This is a genomic window from Deltaproteobacteria bacterium IMCC39524, from assembly GCA_029667085.1.
Lineage (GTDB): Bacteria > Desulfobacterota > Desulfuromonadia > Desulfuromonadales > BM103 > M0040.
The window spans coordinates 339,132-355,168 of record JARUHJ010000003.1 but is presented as its reverse complement, the minus strand read 5'-3'; the positions used below and the strand labels follow the sequence as shown (position 1 = coordinate 355,168).

General features: G+C 53.0%; 14 protein-coding genes, 1 pseudogene and 1 riboswitch. Of the genes and pseudogenes, 8 read left to right on the top strand and 7 right to left on the bottom strand.

Translation table 11 applies throughout. The features are described 5' to 3' along the window. Positions 1 to 26 precede the first annotated feature (26 nt). Both P9J64_09785 and P9J64_09780 read left to right on the top strand, forming a co-directional pair. On the top strand, positions 27 to 2,390 hold the full coding sequence (locus P9J64_09785) for a methyl-accepting chemotaxis protein (protein MDG5468605.1): 2,364 nt from the start codon (positions 27 to 29) through the stop codon (positions 2,388 to 2,390). Between the two features lie 72 nt (positions 2,391 to 2,462). Then, positions 2,463 to 2,590, top strand: a riboswitch (SAM riboswitch). Positions 2,591 to 2,682: 92 nt separating this feature from the next. Continuing rightward, positions 2,683 to 3,795, top strand: coding sequence for a homoserine O-acetyltransferase (locus P9J64_09780; GenBank protein MDG5468604.1), 1,113 nt, complete (start codon positions 2,683 to 2,685; stop codon positions 3,793 to 3,795). A gap of 110 nt (positions 3,796 to 3,905) precedes the next feature. On the opposite strand, the gene acnA is transcribed toward P9J64_09780, so the two are convergent. Further along, the gene (acnA, locus tag P9J64_09775) at positions 3,906 to 6,572 is read right to left on the bottom strand and encodes an aconitate hydratase AcnA (protein ID MDG5468603.1); all 2,667 of its coding nucleotides are present in this window, start codon (positions 6,570 to 6,572) and stop codon (positions 3,906 to 3,908) included. A 196-nt stretch (positions 6,573 to 6,768) separates the two neighbouring features. On the opposite strand from acnA, the gene P9J64_09770 reads away from it, so the two are divergent. From P9J64_09770 to P9J64_09760, 3 genes and pseudogenes are all read left to right on the top strand, one after another. Beyond that, positions 6,769 to 7,866, top strand: coding sequence for a mechanosensitive ion channel family protein (locus P9J64_09770; GenBank protein MDG5468602.1), 1,098 nt, complete (start codon positions 6,769 to 6,771; stop codon positions 7,864 to 7,866). A 41-nt stretch (positions 7,867 to 7,907) separates the two neighbouring features. Then, the gene (locus P9J64_09765) at positions 7,908 to 8,180 is read left to right on the top strand and encodes a hypothetical protein (GenBank protein ID MDG5468601.1); all 273 of its coding nucleotides are present in this window, start codon (positions 7,908 to 7,910) and stop codon (positions 8,178 to 8,180) included. A gap of 37 nt (positions 8,181 to 8,217) precedes the next feature. After that, positions 8,218 to 8,436, top strand: a pseudogene (locus tag P9J64_09760) (DUF362 domain-containing protein). 341 nt (positions 8,437 to 8,777) lie between these two features. On the opposite strand, the gene P9J64_09755 reads toward P9J64_09760, so the two are convergent. Continuing rightward, positions 8,778 to 10,013 carry a cytochrome c biogenesis protein ResB gene (locus tag P9J64_09755; protein MDG5468600.1) on the bottom strand — a complete coding sequence of 412 codons (1,236 nt, stop codon included), beginning with the start codon at positions 10,011 to 10,013 and terminating at the stop codon, positions 8,778 to 8,780. A gap of 156 nt (positions 10,014 to 10,169) precedes the next feature. Between P9J64_09755 and P9J64_09750 the strand changes: the two genes are divergently transcribed. Beyond that, positions 10,170 to 10,556, top strand: coding sequence for an OsmC family protein (locus tag P9J64_09750; GenBank protein MDG5468599.1), 387 nt, complete (start codon positions 10,170 to 10,172; stop codon positions 10,554 to 10,556). A gap of 115 nt (positions 10,557 to 10,671) precedes the next feature. Here the strand turns inward: P9J64_09750 and P9J64_09745 are convergent, their stop codons facing one another. From P9J64_09745 to P9J64_09730, 4 genes are read right to left on the bottom strand one after another with little or no spacing between them, the layout of a single operon-like run. Further along, complete coding sequence (locus P9J64_09745; GenBank protein ID MDG5468598.1) at positions 10,672 to 10,920, bottom strand: DUF4911 domain-containing protein; 249 nt, start codon at positions 10,918 to 10,920, stop codon at positions 10,672 to 10,674. After that, entirely contained in the window at positions 10,917 to 11,774 is an 858-nt protein-coding gene (nudC, locus tag P9J64_09740; protein MDG5468597.1) for an NAD(+) diphosphatase, read from the bottom strand. The genes P9J64_09745 and nudC overlap by 4 nt, the downstream gene beginning before the upstream one ends. Continuing rightward, positions 11,771 to 12,307: an NUDIX hydrolase gene (locus tag P9J64_09735; GenBank protein ID MDG5468596.1), complete on the bottom strand. Its 537-nt coding sequence runs from the start codon at positions 12,305 to 12,307 to the stop codon at positions 11,771 to 11,773. The genes nudC and P9J64_09735 overlap by 4 nt, the downstream gene beginning before the upstream one ends. An 18-nt stretch (positions 12,308 to 12,325) precedes the next feature. Next, on the bottom strand, positions 12,326 to 13,201 hold the full coding sequence (locus P9J64_09730; protein ID MDG5468595.1) for a diacylglycerol kinase family lipid kinase: 876 nt from the start codon (positions 13,199 to 13,201) through the stop codon (positions 12,326 to 12,328). Between the two features lie 124 nt (positions 13,202 to 13,325). Here P9J64_09730 and P9J64_09725 point away from each other — a divergent pair, with 124 nt between their 5' ends. Next, positions 13,326 to 13,967, top strand: a complete 642-nt coding sequence (locus P9J64_09725; protein ID MDG5468594.1) for a metallophosphoesterase family protein — start codon at positions 13,326 to 13,328, stop codon at positions 13,965 to 13,967. Between the two features lie 6 nt (positions 13,968 to 13,973). Here the strand turns inward: P9J64_09725 and P9J64_09720 are convergent, their stop codons facing one another. Continuing rightward, complete coding sequence (locus tag P9J64_09720; GenBank protein MDG5468593.1) at positions 13,974 to 15,182, bottom strand: U32 family peptidase C-terminal domain-containing protein; 1,209 nt, start codon at positions 15,180 to 15,182, stop codon at positions 13,974 to 13,976. A gap of 161 nt (positions 15,183 to 15,343) precedes the next feature. Here P9J64_09720 and ybgF point away from each other — a divergent pair, with 161 nt between their 5' ends. After that, positions 15,344 to 16,027 carry a tol-pal system protein YbgF gene (gene ybgF, locus P9J64_09715; GenBank protein ID MDG5468592.1) on the top strand — a complete coding sequence of 228 codons (684 nt, stop codon included), beginning with the start codon at positions 15,344 to 15,346 and terminating at the stop codon, positions 16,025 to 16,027. The last annotated feature ends 10 nt before the right edge of the window (positions 16,028 to 16,037 follow it).

Below are 16,037 nucleotides of genomic sequence, written 5' to 3'. Positions count from 1 at the left end.
ACCTACATCGACTCGGGGTTCTCACGATGATAAATATGAAATTGCGCGGTAAAACACTTCTCGTTCTGTTATTGGTTGCCGTTGTGCCTCTGGTTGTCAGCCTGACCTTTCTCTCCAACTTTACCAAAGAGCAGATTCGCACCAGCATGGTTCAGTTTGCCGAGAAATCAAGTAATTTTGTCGAGCGCAGTACCGACAGCCGCCAGCAAGAACTGGTCAACTACCTGAGTCTGCTGAGCAGCTCTTCAGACCTGGTCAACGCACTCTACTATGCCTCGCTAACACAGGATGTCGAACAGTTGCGTGAACTGATCCAAAACGTTCACGATCAATACGATATGGACATCCTTGAAGTGCTGGACACTTCGGGACAGTCAATCTTGAGAGTCAGCGCTGAAGGGCTCACCCTCCCCGAAGAACCCGAAACAGGCCATCCTTTCCTCGTCGAGGCAAGAGAGAGCAACATTACCCGGGCCGGCTTGACCAGCTATCTCGGCAAATTGACCATTCTCGTCGCCACTCCGGTGGCCCTGCAGGACAACATTGTCGGCTACCTGGTAGGAGCCTACTTGCTGGACGATCTGTTTGCCAGCCACGTCAAGGAGATGGGTGGCGTAGAGGTCGCCTTTGTAGGCCCGCAAGGCGTCGTTGGTGCTTCGCATCCAGATTTCAAAGGTTCAGGCAACTCCCTGCAAGGTGAAGAAATCATACTCGGTGACAAACCGTACATGCCGATCGTGCGAGACCTGACCGGCACCTCTTTCCAACTCATTATTGCACAAGACCTGGCAAGTGCACTTGAGGCTCAACAATCACTACGCAAGCTGATGGTCGGCCTGGTGGCCGCCGTCATCGCGATTGTCTTCGTTTTGGCCCTGCTATTTTCCCGAACACTGACCAAGCCATTACTTGTGGTTGTTAACAACCTCAAGGAGATTGCACAGGGAGAAGCCGACCTGACCCGGACACTGAAAATCAGCAGCAACGACGAAGTCGGAGAATTGGCGGGGAACTTCAATCAATTTGTGGAACGCCTGCGCGAAATGGTTCTACGCATCAGTTCCGCAGCCAGCGACATCTTCACAGCGACCGAAAAGATTCGCCACACCTCACAGGATGTCAGCAATGGCACGGCCAACCAGGCCGAAGCGCTGGAAGATTCCTTTCAGGCCATTCAGGGAATTGATGAATCAACGATCGAGGTTGCCAACAGCATCAGTGCTCTTTTGGAAGCGGTCGAGATTTCATCGTCCGCAACCCTGGAGCTTGGCGCCACCATTGAGGAAATTGTTTCCCAGGTGGATCGACTCTTCAGCACCATTGAAGAAGTCTCCAGCTCAATCACCGAAATGTCGGTATCAAGTCAGCAGGTCTCTGACAACCTCGACAACCTCTCCTCATCGACCGAAGTCACGGCGTCTTCGATCACCCAGATGGACGCCTCCATCAAAGAGGTTGAGGAAACGGCCCAGCACACCAACGAACTTTCCGAGCAGGCCAACCGCGATGCAGAGATGGGCAAGACTGCTGTAGCAGAAACAATTGCGGGAATCCAGGCGATTCGCGTCACCGTCGAAGATGCCAGCCAGGCGATCGAGGAGTTGGGCAAACAATCCGGTGAGATTGGTACGATTCTGACCGTTATTGACGATGTCGCCGACCAGACCCGTCTACTCTCTCTGAATGCATCGATCATTGCAGCCCAGGCCGGCGAACATGGCAAAGGCTTTGCCGTAGTCGCTGACGAAATTCGCGAACTGGCAGAGCGTACGGCCCTGTCGACCCAGGAGATTTCAACCATTATCCGTCGACTGCAAACCGGAACCGTCGAAGCGGTCAAAGCGATGCAGGTTGGCAGCGAGCGTGTTCATGAAGAAGCAGAACGCTCGAAGGTCGCCGAAGTCGCTCTTGATAAGCTGACGGAAAGCTCACTGCGCTCCTCCGAGCAGGTTAAAAGCATTGTCCGGGCCACCCAGGAGCAATCTCGCGGCAGCCGTCAGATCACAGAAGCCGTCAACCAGGTTGCAAACATGTTGCAGCAGATATCCTCGGCGGTAAAACAGCAGTCAGACGGTATCCAGCAACTGGCACAATCGGCTGAATCGATGAAGGATATTTCTTCTCAGGTTAAACTCAGCACCGGTGAGCAGGCCAAGGGCAGCCATCAGATCAGCGCAAGCATGGAAAATATCCGCACCATGATGCAGCAGATCGACCAAGCTTCCAAAGCACAGTCGACCCGTAGCCAGCAAGTTGTCGCGGCGGTTTCTGCGGTTCGCCAGGTTGCCGAAAGCAACGCTGCCCGCACCGCGGAGCTGGATAAGGTGGTTGAGAACCTGACAGAGCAGGCCCATGTCCTGGAGAAGGAGATCGGCTCTTTCAAGTCCTGACCCGGACTGACGAAGCAAACCGTTTGACAAAGTAGACACTTTTCGTTAGAGTTTCGCCAACATAGCAACACGTCTTTATCAAGAGTGGTGGAGGGACAGGCCCTTTGAAGCCACAGCAACCGACCCGTCGCAGCGACATGCGAAGGGGTGTCAGGTGCTAAATCCAACTCGTCGGAATTTTCCGGTGGGGGAGATGAGGACGGAGCCCGCGATACCACAACTCAATGTATCCGCTGGCCCCTTCTCATTTTTATGGAAGGGGCCTTTTTATTTGCATGACTTCAGGCAGAACATGAGCGAATTGGGCATCGTTAAAAAGCATCAGGTTAACTTCGATGTCGAACTACGGCTGGAGAGCGGTCGCCTTCTCGGGCCGATTACGCTTGCCTACGAGACCTATGGCCAGCTGAATAGCAATAAGAGCAACGCCATCCTGGTCGCCCATGCCTGGACCGGAGACGCCCACGCTGCCGGACGTCACACCCAGGAAGACCGCAAACCAGGCTGGTGGGATGACATGATCGGCCCGGGCAAGGTACTCGACACCGACCGCTATTTCATCATCTGCTCAAACGTTATCGGCTCCTGTTTCGGCTCAACGGGCCCGACCAGCACCAACCCCAGAACCGGCAAGCCCTATAATCTGCAGTTTCCTGTCATCATGGTTCGTGACATGGTGCGTGCCCAACAATTGCTTCTGGATCACCTCGGCATCGACAAACTGCTCACCGTTGTCGGTGGCAGCATGGGCGCGATGCAAGCGATGGAGTGGGGCGTCCACTACCCCGAGCGGGTTCGCTCCATTATACCGATTGCCGGAACCGGAAAGCCTTCGCCCATGGCCATTGCCCTGAACGCATTGGCCCGTCAGGCGATCTATAACGACCCCATGTGGCGCAAAGGCAACTACAAGCCTGAACATCCACCTGCAGAGGGACTGGCCCTGGCTCGTGCAGTGGGCCACATCTCGTTCCTCTCCGACCCATCGATGAACCTCAAGTTCGGTCGCAGATTCTCCGCCCGAGATGGTCAGTTTGATTTTTTCGGCCAGTTTGAGATTGAACGCTACCTGACTTACAACGGTCGCAATTTTGTTGACCGTTTTGACACCAACAGCTTCCTCTATCTGGCCAAATCCCTCGACCTTTACGATATCAGCTGGGGTTTCGACAGCCTGGAAGAAGCATTAAGCAACCTGGAGTGTCCATCACTATGGTTTGCGTTCACATCCGACTGGCTCTATGCTCCCTACCAGACGGAAGAATTGATTACGGAACTGCACAAACAGAACAAACCAGCTGAGTATCATCTGATTCATTCAGAATACGGGCATGATTCATTCCTGGTGGAGCCGGAGAAGTTTACGCCGAAGATTGTGGAGTTTCTCGATCGATTATCTGCGTAATCAATTTCTACAACGCTACGGCAAAGGGCAACAGGCGATAAACCTGTTGCCCTTGCATTTCTTGTCGATACCATTCTCAAGTGCAAGTTCTTCCACTCGCAACACCGCATCTACTGCATCAAATTGCGCAACACATAATTCAAAATCCCACCACTCTGGAAATATTGCACCTCATTCACCGTATCAATCCGACAGGTCACAACAACATCCTGGCTGCTGCCATCAGCACGATTGATACGTAAGGTGAGATCCTGTCCTGGCTCAAGTTCGTTAGACTGACCAACGAGGTCAAAAGTTTCACTGCCATCGATGGCGAGAGTCTTGCGGCTGTCACCGTTTTTGAACTGTAACGGCACAATCCCCATGCCCACCAGGTTGGATCGATGAATTCTTTCGTAGCTCTCCGTGACCACCGCTTTCACGCCGAGCAGGAGGGTGCCCTTGGCGGCCCAGTCGCGACTGGATCCAGTGCCGTATTCCTTGCCGGCGATAATGATCAGAGGCGTCTTTGCCTCGGCATGTGTCATTGCAGCATCAAAAATGCTGACTTGATCGTCATCAGGCAAAGCCCTGGTAAAGCCGCCTTCAACGCCGGGCACCAATTCATTTTTTAAACGTATATTGGCAAAAGTCCCACGCATCATCACTTCATGATTGCCGCGCCGCGAGCCATACGAGTTGAAATCCGCCGGACCTATGCCACGTTCACGAAGATAAACACCGGCAGGGCTACTCGCCAGGATTGTGCCGGCCGGCGAGATGTGATCCGTGGTGATCGAGTCACCGAGCAGGGCCAGAAGTCGTGCCCCGGAGAAACTTTCCAGACCGATGGCCATTTCGTCGCGGACCTCGAAAAACGAGGGTTCCCTGACATAAGTGGACTTGTCATCCCAGTCATAAGTCTCACCTTCCGGGACCGGCAGACTACGCCAACTCTCTTCACCGGCAAAGACATCGGCGTACTTTTCGCGGAACATGTCAGCTGAAACCAGCTTGACCATCTCGGCCACCTCTTCATCACTTGGCCAGATGTCTTTCAGATAGACATCATTCCCTTGCGGATCTTGCCCCAGAGGGTCTTTGGTCAGGTCAATGCAGGTGTTACCGGCCAGGGCATAAGCCACCACCAGCGGCGGGGACGCCAGCCAGTTGGCCTTGGTGTGCGAATGAACACGACCCTCAAAGTTGCGATTGCCGGAAAGAACTGAGCAGACGGTCATGTCATTGTCTGCGATCGCGTCAGCAATCGGTCCGGTTAAGGGCCCGGAGTTACCGATACAGGTGGTACACCCATAGCCGACCACGTGAAAACCGATCTGATCAAGGTAAGTTTGCAGGCCGGCTTTTTCCAGGTAGTCGGTCACGACCTTGGAACCGGGCGCCAGCGAGGTTTTAACCCAGGGCTTCTGGACAAGGCCTTTTTCAACCGCTTTTTTTGCGACCAGCCCCGCCCCCATCATCACCGCCGGGTTGGAGGTGTTGGTACATGAGGTGATCGCCGCGATCACAACATCTCCCTGATTCAAACTAAAGTCAGCATCCTCAACAGGAGCTGTCTTGGCCACGGCCTCCGCCGGGATAACAGCATGCGTAGCTTCTTTCATCGCTTCGAGATCAACACGGTCCTGGGGCCGCTTCGGCCCGGCAAGACTTGGCATGACTGTATTCAGATCAAGTTCAAGAACGGCTGTGTACTCAGGGTCAGCCATGCCTTCGTAACGCCACAAATCCTGCTCTTTAGCATAAGCTTCAACCAGAGCCACTGTTGCATCATCACGGTTGGAAAGCCGCAGGTAATCGAGAGTGACATCATCGATCGGGAACCAGCCACAGGTCGCTCCATACTCAGGAGCCATATTGGCGATCGTTGCACGGTCAGCCAAAGGCAGTTTCGCCAGACCGTCACCGAAAAATTCGACGAATTTCCCAACCACGCCGAACTGGCGTAAAATCTGGGTCACGGTCAGGACAAGATCCGTTGCCGTAACACCCTCTTTCAAACTTCCGGTCATACGGAAACCAACGACTTCGGGGATAATCATCGACACCGGCTGACCGAGCATCGCCGCCTCGGCTTCGATACCACCAACCCCCCAGCCGAGAACGGCCAGGCCATTGATCATCGTCGTGTGACTGTCAGTGCCCACCAGGGTGTCAGGATAAGCGACCTTCTTACCATCTCGCTCTTCCGACCAGACCGTGCGGGCTAGGTATTCAAGATTTACCTGGTGACAAATACCTGTGCCAGGTGGCACAACACGGAAGTTATCGAAGGCCAGCTGGCCCCAACGCAGAAAAGCATAACGCTCACGATTACGCTCCATCTCTTTATCAACGTTATAGGCAAAGGCTTCCGGCATGGCATACTTGTCGACCATAACCGAGTGATCGATGACCAGGTCCACCGGGATCTGGGGGTTAATCTTTTGCGGGTCGCCGCCAACACGAGTCACTGCATCGCGCATCGCGGCCAAATCAACGACCGCTGGGACACCGGTAAAATCCTGCATCAGCACTCGCGCTGGACGAAAGGCAATTTCATGATCGGAGCTGCGTTGATCGAGCCAGTCGACCACGGCATTAATATCTTTTTCCGTCACCGAATCACCATCTTCATTGCGTAAAAGATTTTCCAAAAGCACTTTGAGCGTAAGTGGCAAACGCTTGACCTCGCCGCGTTTTGCAGCGAAACTTTCGAGGCTGTAATATTCGTAGCTGGCACCGTCCACATCGAGGCTTTGACGGCTCTTAAAACTGTTCAAACTGTCGTTACTCATAACGTATTCTCTCCCTTCACTCTAACCATATACAATATTCACTATTTTCTATCGTAACCATTCTACCATAAACATACAGAATCACTTGCGTCATGGAGTTTTTTTAGGGGAGTCTTCACAACCTTGCTTTTGAGTATTTCATCTGATAGCTTAAGGCCTTGAATTAGTTGATTTGTTAGCCTTCAGGGAGGGCACAATGCCAGAGTGGATGAACAATCAGATCCTGGGTATCACCATCGGCCAATATGTCACGGCGTTTGGCATTATTCTGGTTGCCTATATCGCAAAAAAAGTCTTCGCCTATTTTCTTATCAAGGTCATTCTGCCGCTAACGCAAAAGACCAAACGAGAGCTTGACGACCGCTTTTTAATCTGCCTTCAGAAGCCCTCAGAATTTCTCATTTTTTTGATCGGGCTTTTCATCGCCGTCGAAATCCTGCAACTCCCCGGCAAGCCCTTTGATGTCGACGGTCTGGCAACCTCAATACTCAAAGCACTGGTTATCTTCGACGTCGCATGGTTCTTCTTCAACCTTGTCGACATGGTCGATCATTACCTGACAAAGTGGGCCGAGAGCACCGAGTCGGCCCTCGACGACCATCTCGCCCCCCTGCTACGGAAAAGCCTGCGCATTTTTATTGTTATCATGGCCGCACTCATGGCCATCCAGACTTTTGGCTACCCGGTAACCGGGATCATCGCTTCTCTCGGCATCGGCGGGTTAGCCTTCGCCCTTGCGGCAAAAGACACGGTCTCCAACATCTTCGGCTCACTGATGATCATCTTTGACCGGCCTTTTCATGTCGGCGACTGGGTCAAGGCCGGGGATATGGAAGGGACTGTAGAAGAAGTCGGCTTTCGATCCACCAAAATCCGCACCTTCGCAAAGACCTTGATTTCCGTACCCAACAACATTATCGCCAATATGGCTCTCGACAATTTCAGCCGCATGCCGAAACGCAGGATTCGACTCACCGTCGGTGTCACCTACGAGACCACGCCCAGTCAGATGCGTGAAGCGATCAGCCGGATTCGAGAGCTACTAAAAGCTCACCCGGCCATTGACCAAGATTTTTTCCTCGTCAACTTTACCGACTTCGGCGCCTCGTCTCTCGACATCATGGTCTATTGCTTCACCACCACAACCGTCTGGGGAGATTATCTTGATGCCCGCGAGGACGTTTGCCTGAAAATCATGGACACCCTGGAAGAGTTGGGACTGGAGATCGCCTTCCCGAGCACAACGGTTTACCTGCGCAAGGAAGAGACGGAAGCCATCACCGAAAATCTATGACATTGTCTGTACACTTTGTACTCATTTGAGGGAGGAAAAGAATGCGCAAGTTTATACTTTTGCTTGGACTGCTCCTGCTGCTTGGCGGCTGTTCACCGTGGATCGGCATGCACAAAATTGAACTCGGCATGAACAAAGCTGAAGTCATGCAGCAAATGGGGAAACCGAGCAACGCCTCCGGCAGCGGCAGCGAAGAATACCTTTGGTACATCCCTCCCAACCGGTTTTGGGAGCGTTACTATGTTCACATTGTCAACGGCAAAGTTGAAGCTTATGGTCAGCTTGGCAAGCAAACATCACAAACAGGGCAGTAGGACCACTTCATAACGGGAATCTTTCCGTCTAACGAAAAAAATGGCGGAATATTCTCTGGGGGTAATAACCGGCAAAGAGAAAAAGGCTCTCTTTGTCAATTTTATCGCCCGGGTTTCTCCGTCTTGTGGCTGTTACGGCCACTCCGACGCCCCGAGCGTTCCCAATATCGGCATTCTCGCTTCAACCGATCCGGTTGCCCTCGGCCAGGCTTGTGCCGAGCAGCTGAGATTGGGCCCTGGGGATAAAAAGTGGTAACCAACAAAAAAATCTTTCCCAAACATAGACTTACAGATCCTTTTATGTGGTATAGTTAGTGAGACCTCAAATGAAGGAAGAGGTCTCTTGGATACACAGAAGGAGGAAGATTTTATGTTGATCTCTGATCCACCAGGCTACTCAAGGGAATTCCCATCCAAAAAACCTTAGACAAAACACGGGCCACAGCAACAGGGTGACCCGATACTGATTCCCACGACGGGAATCGCACAGACACATATAGAAATTAAAAGCGCCCCGGAAGTTTTCGGGGCGCTTTTACGTTACAGCGGATAGAGGCGGGTCAGCCCGACGCTCTCGAATCACTTCACATGTCCGTCTCAATCATTGGGAGCCTGCCGTCCGATCGCAGCAGCCAACCCGCGCAACCTTTCCTGACCAACCTCGCCACGAAAACCCGCCAAAGGCCGCAAACAAAAAGCATGTCCAATCGGCACAACCCCCACGGCAGAAAAGCGGGCAAAGAAAACCAGAAGAATCGCCAAGGTCAAGACAACGCTTCCCAACCAGACCAAGGGTTCACCCGGGTCTTTGGACAATTGGAAGCCACAGGTCCAGAACCCAGAGGCATCACGGCTGTAAGCCGTCTGGTAAATCGCCACGCCACGGTGAACCAGAGGTGTATTGACCTCGATAATCCCCTGCCGCACGACCTCGTCATTCTCCAGAATGGAGACTTCACAGTGCAACTGCTTGAGCAGTGGGTCACGGAAAGCTGTCAGCTTGATCTCGACACCAAGATCAATATTGTTGGGATAAGTCCGCTCTCCGCTCAAACTATGGTACTCACCGACCAGAACACCTTCTCGCAAAACGCCGAGGACAAGATGCTGTTCATCAGGGAAAAAACGCTGCACCTGCACACTTAACCCGGGAGAGATGTCCACCCTTTCCCCTTCACGGGTCGTGAACTCCTGCAGCTGCTTTCGGGTTTTCTTGTCGTAGGTGGCAAAACGCAGATCAATCGGATAATATTGAGGCTCAAAATGATCAAGGCGAAAAGTAAAACCGAGCGGCACATCCGTTTCGCTCGCCCAATCAAAATACTCTTCACTCTGGTGAGTTACATAGAGATTCAGGGTACCGACAAAGCCGAGTTGAGCCGCCAGAGCCCCGACCATGATCACCAGAATCGAGAGATGCAGGATCGGCAAAGCCCAACGTCCAATCACACCGCGGCGAGCGAGCAGCCTGTCACCCGTGAGGGTCACGCTATAGCCCTGCTCCTGCAAGCGGCTGGACAGCTCATCAATGTCCTGAGAAACAAGGTCGTGATCCGTTTTTTGCATGGCAGGGTCAGCGTTTTTCAACTGGCCAAGCAGCCGTTTTTTCTCACCCAAAACCCGGACAAATGTCTGCCAGGTACAAGCTGAAAGGTTAAGTGCCAAGAGGCCTAGCAGTAGACGAAACCATAGAGACTGGAAATATAGTTCGAAACGCAGTATCGTACCTTGCTCGACCGGCCAGATCGTACCGAAAACAGCAACAGCTGAAAGACCGAGCAACAAGGCCAAGGTCAGTTTTACCGAGCTGAAAAAATCAAGAATGGGCTTCATGAGTCAACCTGTCTACCTGGATAGATCAGCGAGTCAGCGCCTTTGCATCTGTGCACAAGGACCAGAGGCAGCATTTAGAATGGCGACATACTAGCATTACTTTTCACAAAACAGCAACGAAGGGCTCCATCGTAATAGGCACGGAGGTTTACAGCAATGATGGAAATCACTTTTCCCGGCGGCGTTCAGGTTAATGCACAATTCAATGGTTTCGAGATCGCTACGGACCAACCTGAAAAAAATGGTGGCCAGAATTCGGCACCCTCGCCTTTCGATTTTTTTCTCGCCTCCCTCGGCACCTGTGCCGGATTTTTCGCTCTGCGTTTCTGTCAGCAGCGGGACCTATCAACGGAGGGCCTGCGCCTGCAACTGACGGCCGAACACGACGCCGAGACAAAAAGACTCGACCGGGTGGAAATCACCATGCAGCTGCCGAAAGACTTCCCTGACAAATACCGCAGCGCAATTATCCGTGCCACCGATCAGTGTGCGGTCAAGAAAGCGCTGCTCGACACACCGGAGATTGAGCTTATTACACTCTAGTTTTCTCAGCTCTCCGCAGCAAACAGTGATCGTTCTCGCAAGCCCAAGACCATGCTTTTCCCTGTGTGCTCTTTGCCTCCGTGTTGAAAGCTTTCTGGACCAGGTTCAAAATGGTTTAAAGTGGCGGCACAACAGCTGGAGCAGCCACTGCCTGTAGACCAATCTCAACAGCAAGCGCCTCGAGCAACGGCTCAACATCATGTCTGCGACTTGGCGGATAGGCGATCTCCACGAGTGCACGCTGGTTATCAAGCGTCCGCGCGAAAGCCAAGCCATCGTAACTTTCCAGAATGAAACGCAGATGACCGATCTCGGCACGCGGCATCTGAAAATAACGCTTGCTGAACACCTTGTCCGGGCTCATGACTGCTCCATCGCGGTATCCAGGATATAACGGGCGATGCTGCGTTTGGGCGGTAGCGCCGGCAGGTTATTAACAGAAAACCAGCGCGCGTCGTCAAGTTCTGTCGTATCGACTTCGACTTCTCCACCGACATAATCGGCAACGAACCCAACCATCACCTGGCTCGGGAAAGGCCAGCACTGGCTGCCAACATAGCGAACATTGTTGGCTACAATCCCGGTCTCCTCGGCAATCTCGCGAATCGCTGTTTCTTCCAGAGACTCACCAAACTCCTGAAAACCAGCCACCAGGCTGTAACGATTGGGCGCCCACTCCGCTTTGCGGGTCAAGAGGACTTGCCCCGGCCTGCGAACGAGAACGATGGCACAGGGATGGATGGCAGGGAAAGTGTGTGCACCGCAGCTATTACATTTGCGCCCCCACTCGCCAGACATCCAATCAGTCGGCTGGCCACAGTAGCCACAAAAGCTGCTACGCGCCCGCCAGTGCAAAATCATGCGCCCTATACCACCGAGAGAAAGCAACTCAATCGGCAGGAGTGGTTTGTCATCCAGCAAACCTAAGGGTTCAAGACCTTCAGGTATGGGGACGCCACCTTCGAGAGCAATCAATCGACAGGGTTTGCCCTGCCAAAGGCCGAGGTAGATTGACGGATACTCGCCCCATTCTCCATAAGGAAGCTTGGCGCTCTGCGGAGTTTTTTCCACCAACAGCATATTGCCGCGCAGCAACAGGCCATAACCCATACCACCAGGATCAACAGTGGGACTCTCCAGAACAAATTGACTGTAGAGACAGGCCCGGTTAAAGGGCAAATCCAGGGTTGAGGCATAAAATTCCGGCAGACCGCTCACTCGTTATTCTCCGTACAAGACAACTGGTAGCGCAACAAAGCCAGCTGCGTTTTGCTATCAAGAATTTCACCGTTATTGACTCTCTGCAGAGCCTCGTCAAGATGCATGGGACAAAGCTCAATCACCTCGTCAGGCTCCAGGGCCTGCTCTGCAACAGTCAACTCCTTGCCAAGAAACAGATGAATGTATTCATCACAAAAGCCGACCGTACTCCAGAAGCCTCCCAGGGGTGTGATCTGCGCGGCGCAGTAGCCTACTTCCTCGATCAGCTCACGACCGGCACATTCTTCCGGCGATTCATTCGGTTCCAGTCGTCCGGCAGGAATTTCATAAACCATCGCACCGATCGCCGGGCGGAACTGCCGGATCAACAGAACCTGCCCGTCGGGAAGAACCGGCAGGACAGCTGCCCCGCCAGGATGGCGAATGATCTCAAAATTCGACTGCCGCCCATTCGGCATCGCGTGTTTCTCCAGCGCAACATCCAGGATGCGCCCCCGGTAAACTTTTTCACTTAAGAGAATAGTCGACATAAATCAATCCTTCACAATTCATTTACAGGCTGCGGGTAAAACCATGCTGACCGCTCGCGGTACAGCCTTGATTTTCGCGGGTAAGGGCTCGGCAACATCACCATCAACCTGAACGGCGACAAAGTCTCCTTTCAACTCAACAGAAGAAAGAGTTAAAAACTCCACCAGAGGCTCATGGAGAGGTCGTTGCAACGCGATATTGATAGCGAATCTGACCATGGCCAGACGACCGCCCTGTCGCAGCAAGCAGACTTCGAGCTCATCACTAAACATTGACGCTTTGGGAGTCACTAGGTAACGGCCACCGTAATGCCGACAGTTGCTGATGACCACACCAAAACCACTATGCTGTTGACCCTCCGCTGTAATGATTTGCACAGGAGCTGGAGTTTTTCGCAAGAAAACCTCCAGGGCACTGACGGCATAGGCCATGCGGCCAATACGTTTTTTGAGCCCAGTCCTTACCTGCGCAACGGCTTCGGCATCCCAACCGGCACTCACCATGAGCAGAAAGAATTCTTCATTGAGTGAACCGAGAGTGATCAAACGTGCCGAGCCCCTCACTGCCAAAGCACATGCGGCTTCCAGTTGTTTGGGAATCCCGGCTTCAAGAGCAAACACATTGACTGTACCGAAAGGCAGAAAAGCAATCGGCAGTCCAGGTGAGGAAATGCCATTGACCACCTCGTTGAGAGTGCCATCGCCACCGGCGGCAACGACTCGATCGTACCCCTCAGTCAAAGCTTGCGCAGCGGCCTTTCGGGCGTCGCCACGAGCGCCTGTAAGGTAGAGGTCCACTTCGGCGCCACACCTTTCCAGAGCCCCGCGCGCAAGTTCAATGCGCGGGCGGGCATCGCCTCCACTAACCGGATTGGCAATAAGTTTTATACGCATCGTTCAACTCACAAAAAGGAGTGTATTAAACATGAGCACAGTCACATTATGCAAGGGTTGCAGGGGGTAAACAAGCTTTTCCGGCTCTTCACATATGCACGAGAGCAGGTACAATGGAAAGGTGATGTCAAATCCAACATACTTACCCAAACGCCTGCTTGCCGTTGGCGACATCCATGGGTGCCTGCATCAACTCAAAACGTTGATGGAGCAGGTCATACCAAACCTTGCAGACCAGGTTGTCTTCCTGGGGGATTACGTTGATCGAGGGCCTGCCAGTTTTGGCGTGATCGATTATCTGCTCGAGTTTGGCAAAACCTTCCCTTCAACGGTATTTCTACGCGGCAACCATGAACAGATGTTTAGCGATTACCTTGAGGGGCGTGATCCAACGGCTTTTCTCATCAACGGTGGAACGAAGACTTTAGACAGCTACCAGCAGGCAGAGATGTGGCCAATCCCGGAGTCACACCGCAACTTCATTAACACACTCAGAGATGTTTATGAAACGAATGATTACATTTTCGTCCATGCTGGACTGCGCCCCGGTTTAGCCCTGGCAAAACAGGACCGCAGCGACCTGCTCTGGATACGTCGCGAGTTCATCAATTCTGACTACGACTGGGGAAAAACTGTGGTCTATGGTCACACCCCACTGAAGGTGCCCTTTATAGCGGAGACGCGACTGGGCCTTGATACCGGCTGTGTTTATGGTCGGCAACTCACCTGTTGCGATGTCCGCACCCGGCAGATATGGCAGACATGAATGAAGTTAACGCCAGCGGCGCAGGAAATCGCCAGGCTGGGTGCCTTCGGGGAGCGCCATATTCACAAGGGCATTCGGCTGCACCGTCGTAATAACTTCACCGGCTTTATCGGTCGCTTCCGCAAAGGTCAGTTCGGACTGGCGCATCTCCGGACCGATCAGCTCAATCCGGTCTCCCGCTTGAAAGCGGTTGCGTCCTTCCACCAACCAGTCTCCGGACTCCGTCCGTTCCTTGACCAGGCCAACGAAGTCACAATCTCGCAGGTAATGGCTGTCTGCAGTGTTGACGAAGGCATCATCCTGATCAAAGAGAAAGCCGGTCCCGTAAGGACGGTGACTGACCGCCTCAAGTTCTCTTTGCCATTGGGGATCGCTCTGGTGATTTTTCGGTTCATCACGCCAGGCATCCAATGCGGCCCGATAGACCCGGGTGACGGCAGCCACATAATAAAGACTCTTCATGCGACCTTCGATCTTAAGACTGTCGACACCCGCCTCAATCAATTCCGGCAGATGATCGATCAGGCAAAGGTCTTTACTGTTGAAGATATAGCTACCGCGTTCATCTTCCTCAACAGGGTAATATTCCCCCGGACGCATCTCCTCCTGCAAAGAGTACTGCCAGCGACAGGGATGACTGCAGCTGCCACTATTGGCGCTTCTCCCCGACATCCCTGCTGACAAAAGGCAGCGTCCGGAGTAAGCCATGCACATGGCCCCGTGCACGAAGACTTCGAGTTCAATCTCTGCCGAAGCTCCGACGGCAGAGATTTCCTTTAAACTCAGCTCTCTGGCCAGGTTCAGTCGTTTAACGCCCTGTGACTGCCAAAAATGAGCCGCCAGAGCGTTGGTGGTGTTGGCCTGCGTAGAAAGATGCACCTCTCTTTCCGGGTCAACCTGGTGCACAAGATGGAGCATCCCGGGGTCGGATAGAATATAAGCATCAACCGGGATTGGCCGCAAAGTTTCCAAAAGCTCACGGGCGGCAATCTCTTCACCGGGGCGGAGGAAAACATTCAGCGTCAGGTAGAGCTTTTTCCCCCGAGAATGCGCAATTTCACACCCTTGGGAGAGCTCTTGCAGAGTCAGGTTCCCGGCCAGCGCGCGCAAGCTGAATTGTTCGATTCCACAGTAAACCGCATCGGCGCCGAAACGCAGAGCAGTCTTCAGTTTTTCAAGGTTTCCTGCCGGAGCCAGGAGTTCAGGAACTATCAAAGGGACCTCCAGAAGATGTCAATCAATGACCACTCTAACATATCGGGGCATATTTCATGCAAAGCATAGATGCAAGGCCAGTCGCCATGATGCTTGACAAGGGCTGAAAAAGCCTATAATTTTTAGGGAATTTCAATTCTAACGGCAACGAAATAAATGACATGATAACCCTTATTTACAGAATATTTGCTGTGACGGCAGTCAGCATCCTGCTATCTGCGTGTGCGCCGCCGGCCACAGTGCCAGCCTCCAGCAACCTGACCCTCGAGATGCGCAGGGTGCACTCCTCGCTAAACAGTCAGGAGCAGGCGATAAACGAACTGTCGCGCAAGGTCGCTGAGCTGGAAAACCAGCTACAGCGTCAGAGCAACGAGCGCGAGCGCCTGGACCACGCGCCGCAAACGGTGTCGGGAGCCTACCAGCCCAGCAGAGGGCCCCAACCCGTAGGGGTGACCTCACCCCAACTTCAGGGTGAAGGGTCACCGACAGAGGTTTACCTGCAGGCCTTCGGTGACTACGCTTCCGGTCACTACCAGACAGCAATTCATGGTTTCGAAACCTTCCTGCAACGTTACCCCAACAATAGCTATGCTAGCAATGCCCAGTTCTGGCTCGGTGACTGTTACTTCAACCAGCAGCAGTACCCCCTGGCAATTCAGGAATTTGAGCGCGTCCTCAGCGAATATCAAAGTGCGCCGAAAAATCCGGATGCACTCTTGAAAATAGCGATTGCACAATTACAACTGGGGGCCACAGATGAGGCCCGCCAGGCCATTGATACTCTTGGCCAGCGTTATCCGAATAGCACAGCCACCCAAAAAGCCCAGAAACTGACGATACCTTAAAAAACGTTTG

Excerpts from the sequence above, each read along its gene's own strand:
- P9J64_09785 (MDG5468605.1), top strand. The coding sequence starts at position 27 with ATGATAAATATGAAATTGCGCGGTAAAACACTTCTCGTTCTGTTATTG.
- P9J64_09780 (MDG5468604.1), top strand. The coding sequence starts at position 2,683 with ATGAGCGAATTGGGCATCGTTAAAAAGCATCAGGTTAACTTCGATGTC.
- acnA (MDG5468603.1), bottom strand. The coding sequence starts at position 6,572 with ATGAGTAACGACAGTTTGAACAGTTTTAAGAGCCGTCAAAGCCTCGAT.
- P9J64_09770 (MDG5468602.1), top strand. The coding sequence starts at position 6,769 with ATGCCAGAGTGGATGAACAATCAGATCCTGGGTATCACCATCGGCCAA.
- P9J64_09765 (MDG5468601.1), top strand. The coding sequence starts at position 7,908 with ATGCGCAAGTTTATACTTTTGCTTGGACTGCTCCTGCTGCTTGGCGGC.
- P9J64_09755 (MDG5468600.1), bottom strand. The coding sequence starts at position 10,013 with ATGAAGCCCATTCTTGATTTTTTCAGCTCGGTAAAACTGACCTTGGCC.
- P9J64_09750 (MDG5468599.1), top strand. The coding sequence starts at position 10,170 with ATGATGGAAATCACTTTTCCCGGCGGCGTTCAGGTTAATGCACAATTC.
- P9J64_09745 (MDG5468598.1), bottom strand. The coding sequence starts at position 10,920 with ATGAGCCCGGACAAGGTGTTCAGCAAGCGTTATTTTCAGATGCCGCGT.
- P9J64_09735 (MDG5468596.1), bottom strand. The coding sequence starts at position 12,307 with ATGTCGACTATTCTCTTAAGTGAAAAAGTTTACCGGGGGCGCATCCTG.
- P9J64_09730 (MDG5468595.1), bottom strand. The coding sequence starts at position 13,201 with ATGCGTATAAAACTTATTGCCAATCCGGTTAGTGGAGGCGATGCCCGC.
- P9J64_09725 (MDG5468594.1), top strand. The coding sequence starts at position 13,326 with ATGTCAAATCCAACATACTTACCCAAACGCCTGCTTGCCGTTGGCGAC.
- ybgF (MDG5468592.1), top strand. The coding sequence starts at position 15,344 with ATGATAACCCTTATTTACAGAATATTTGCTGTGACGGCAGTCAGCATC.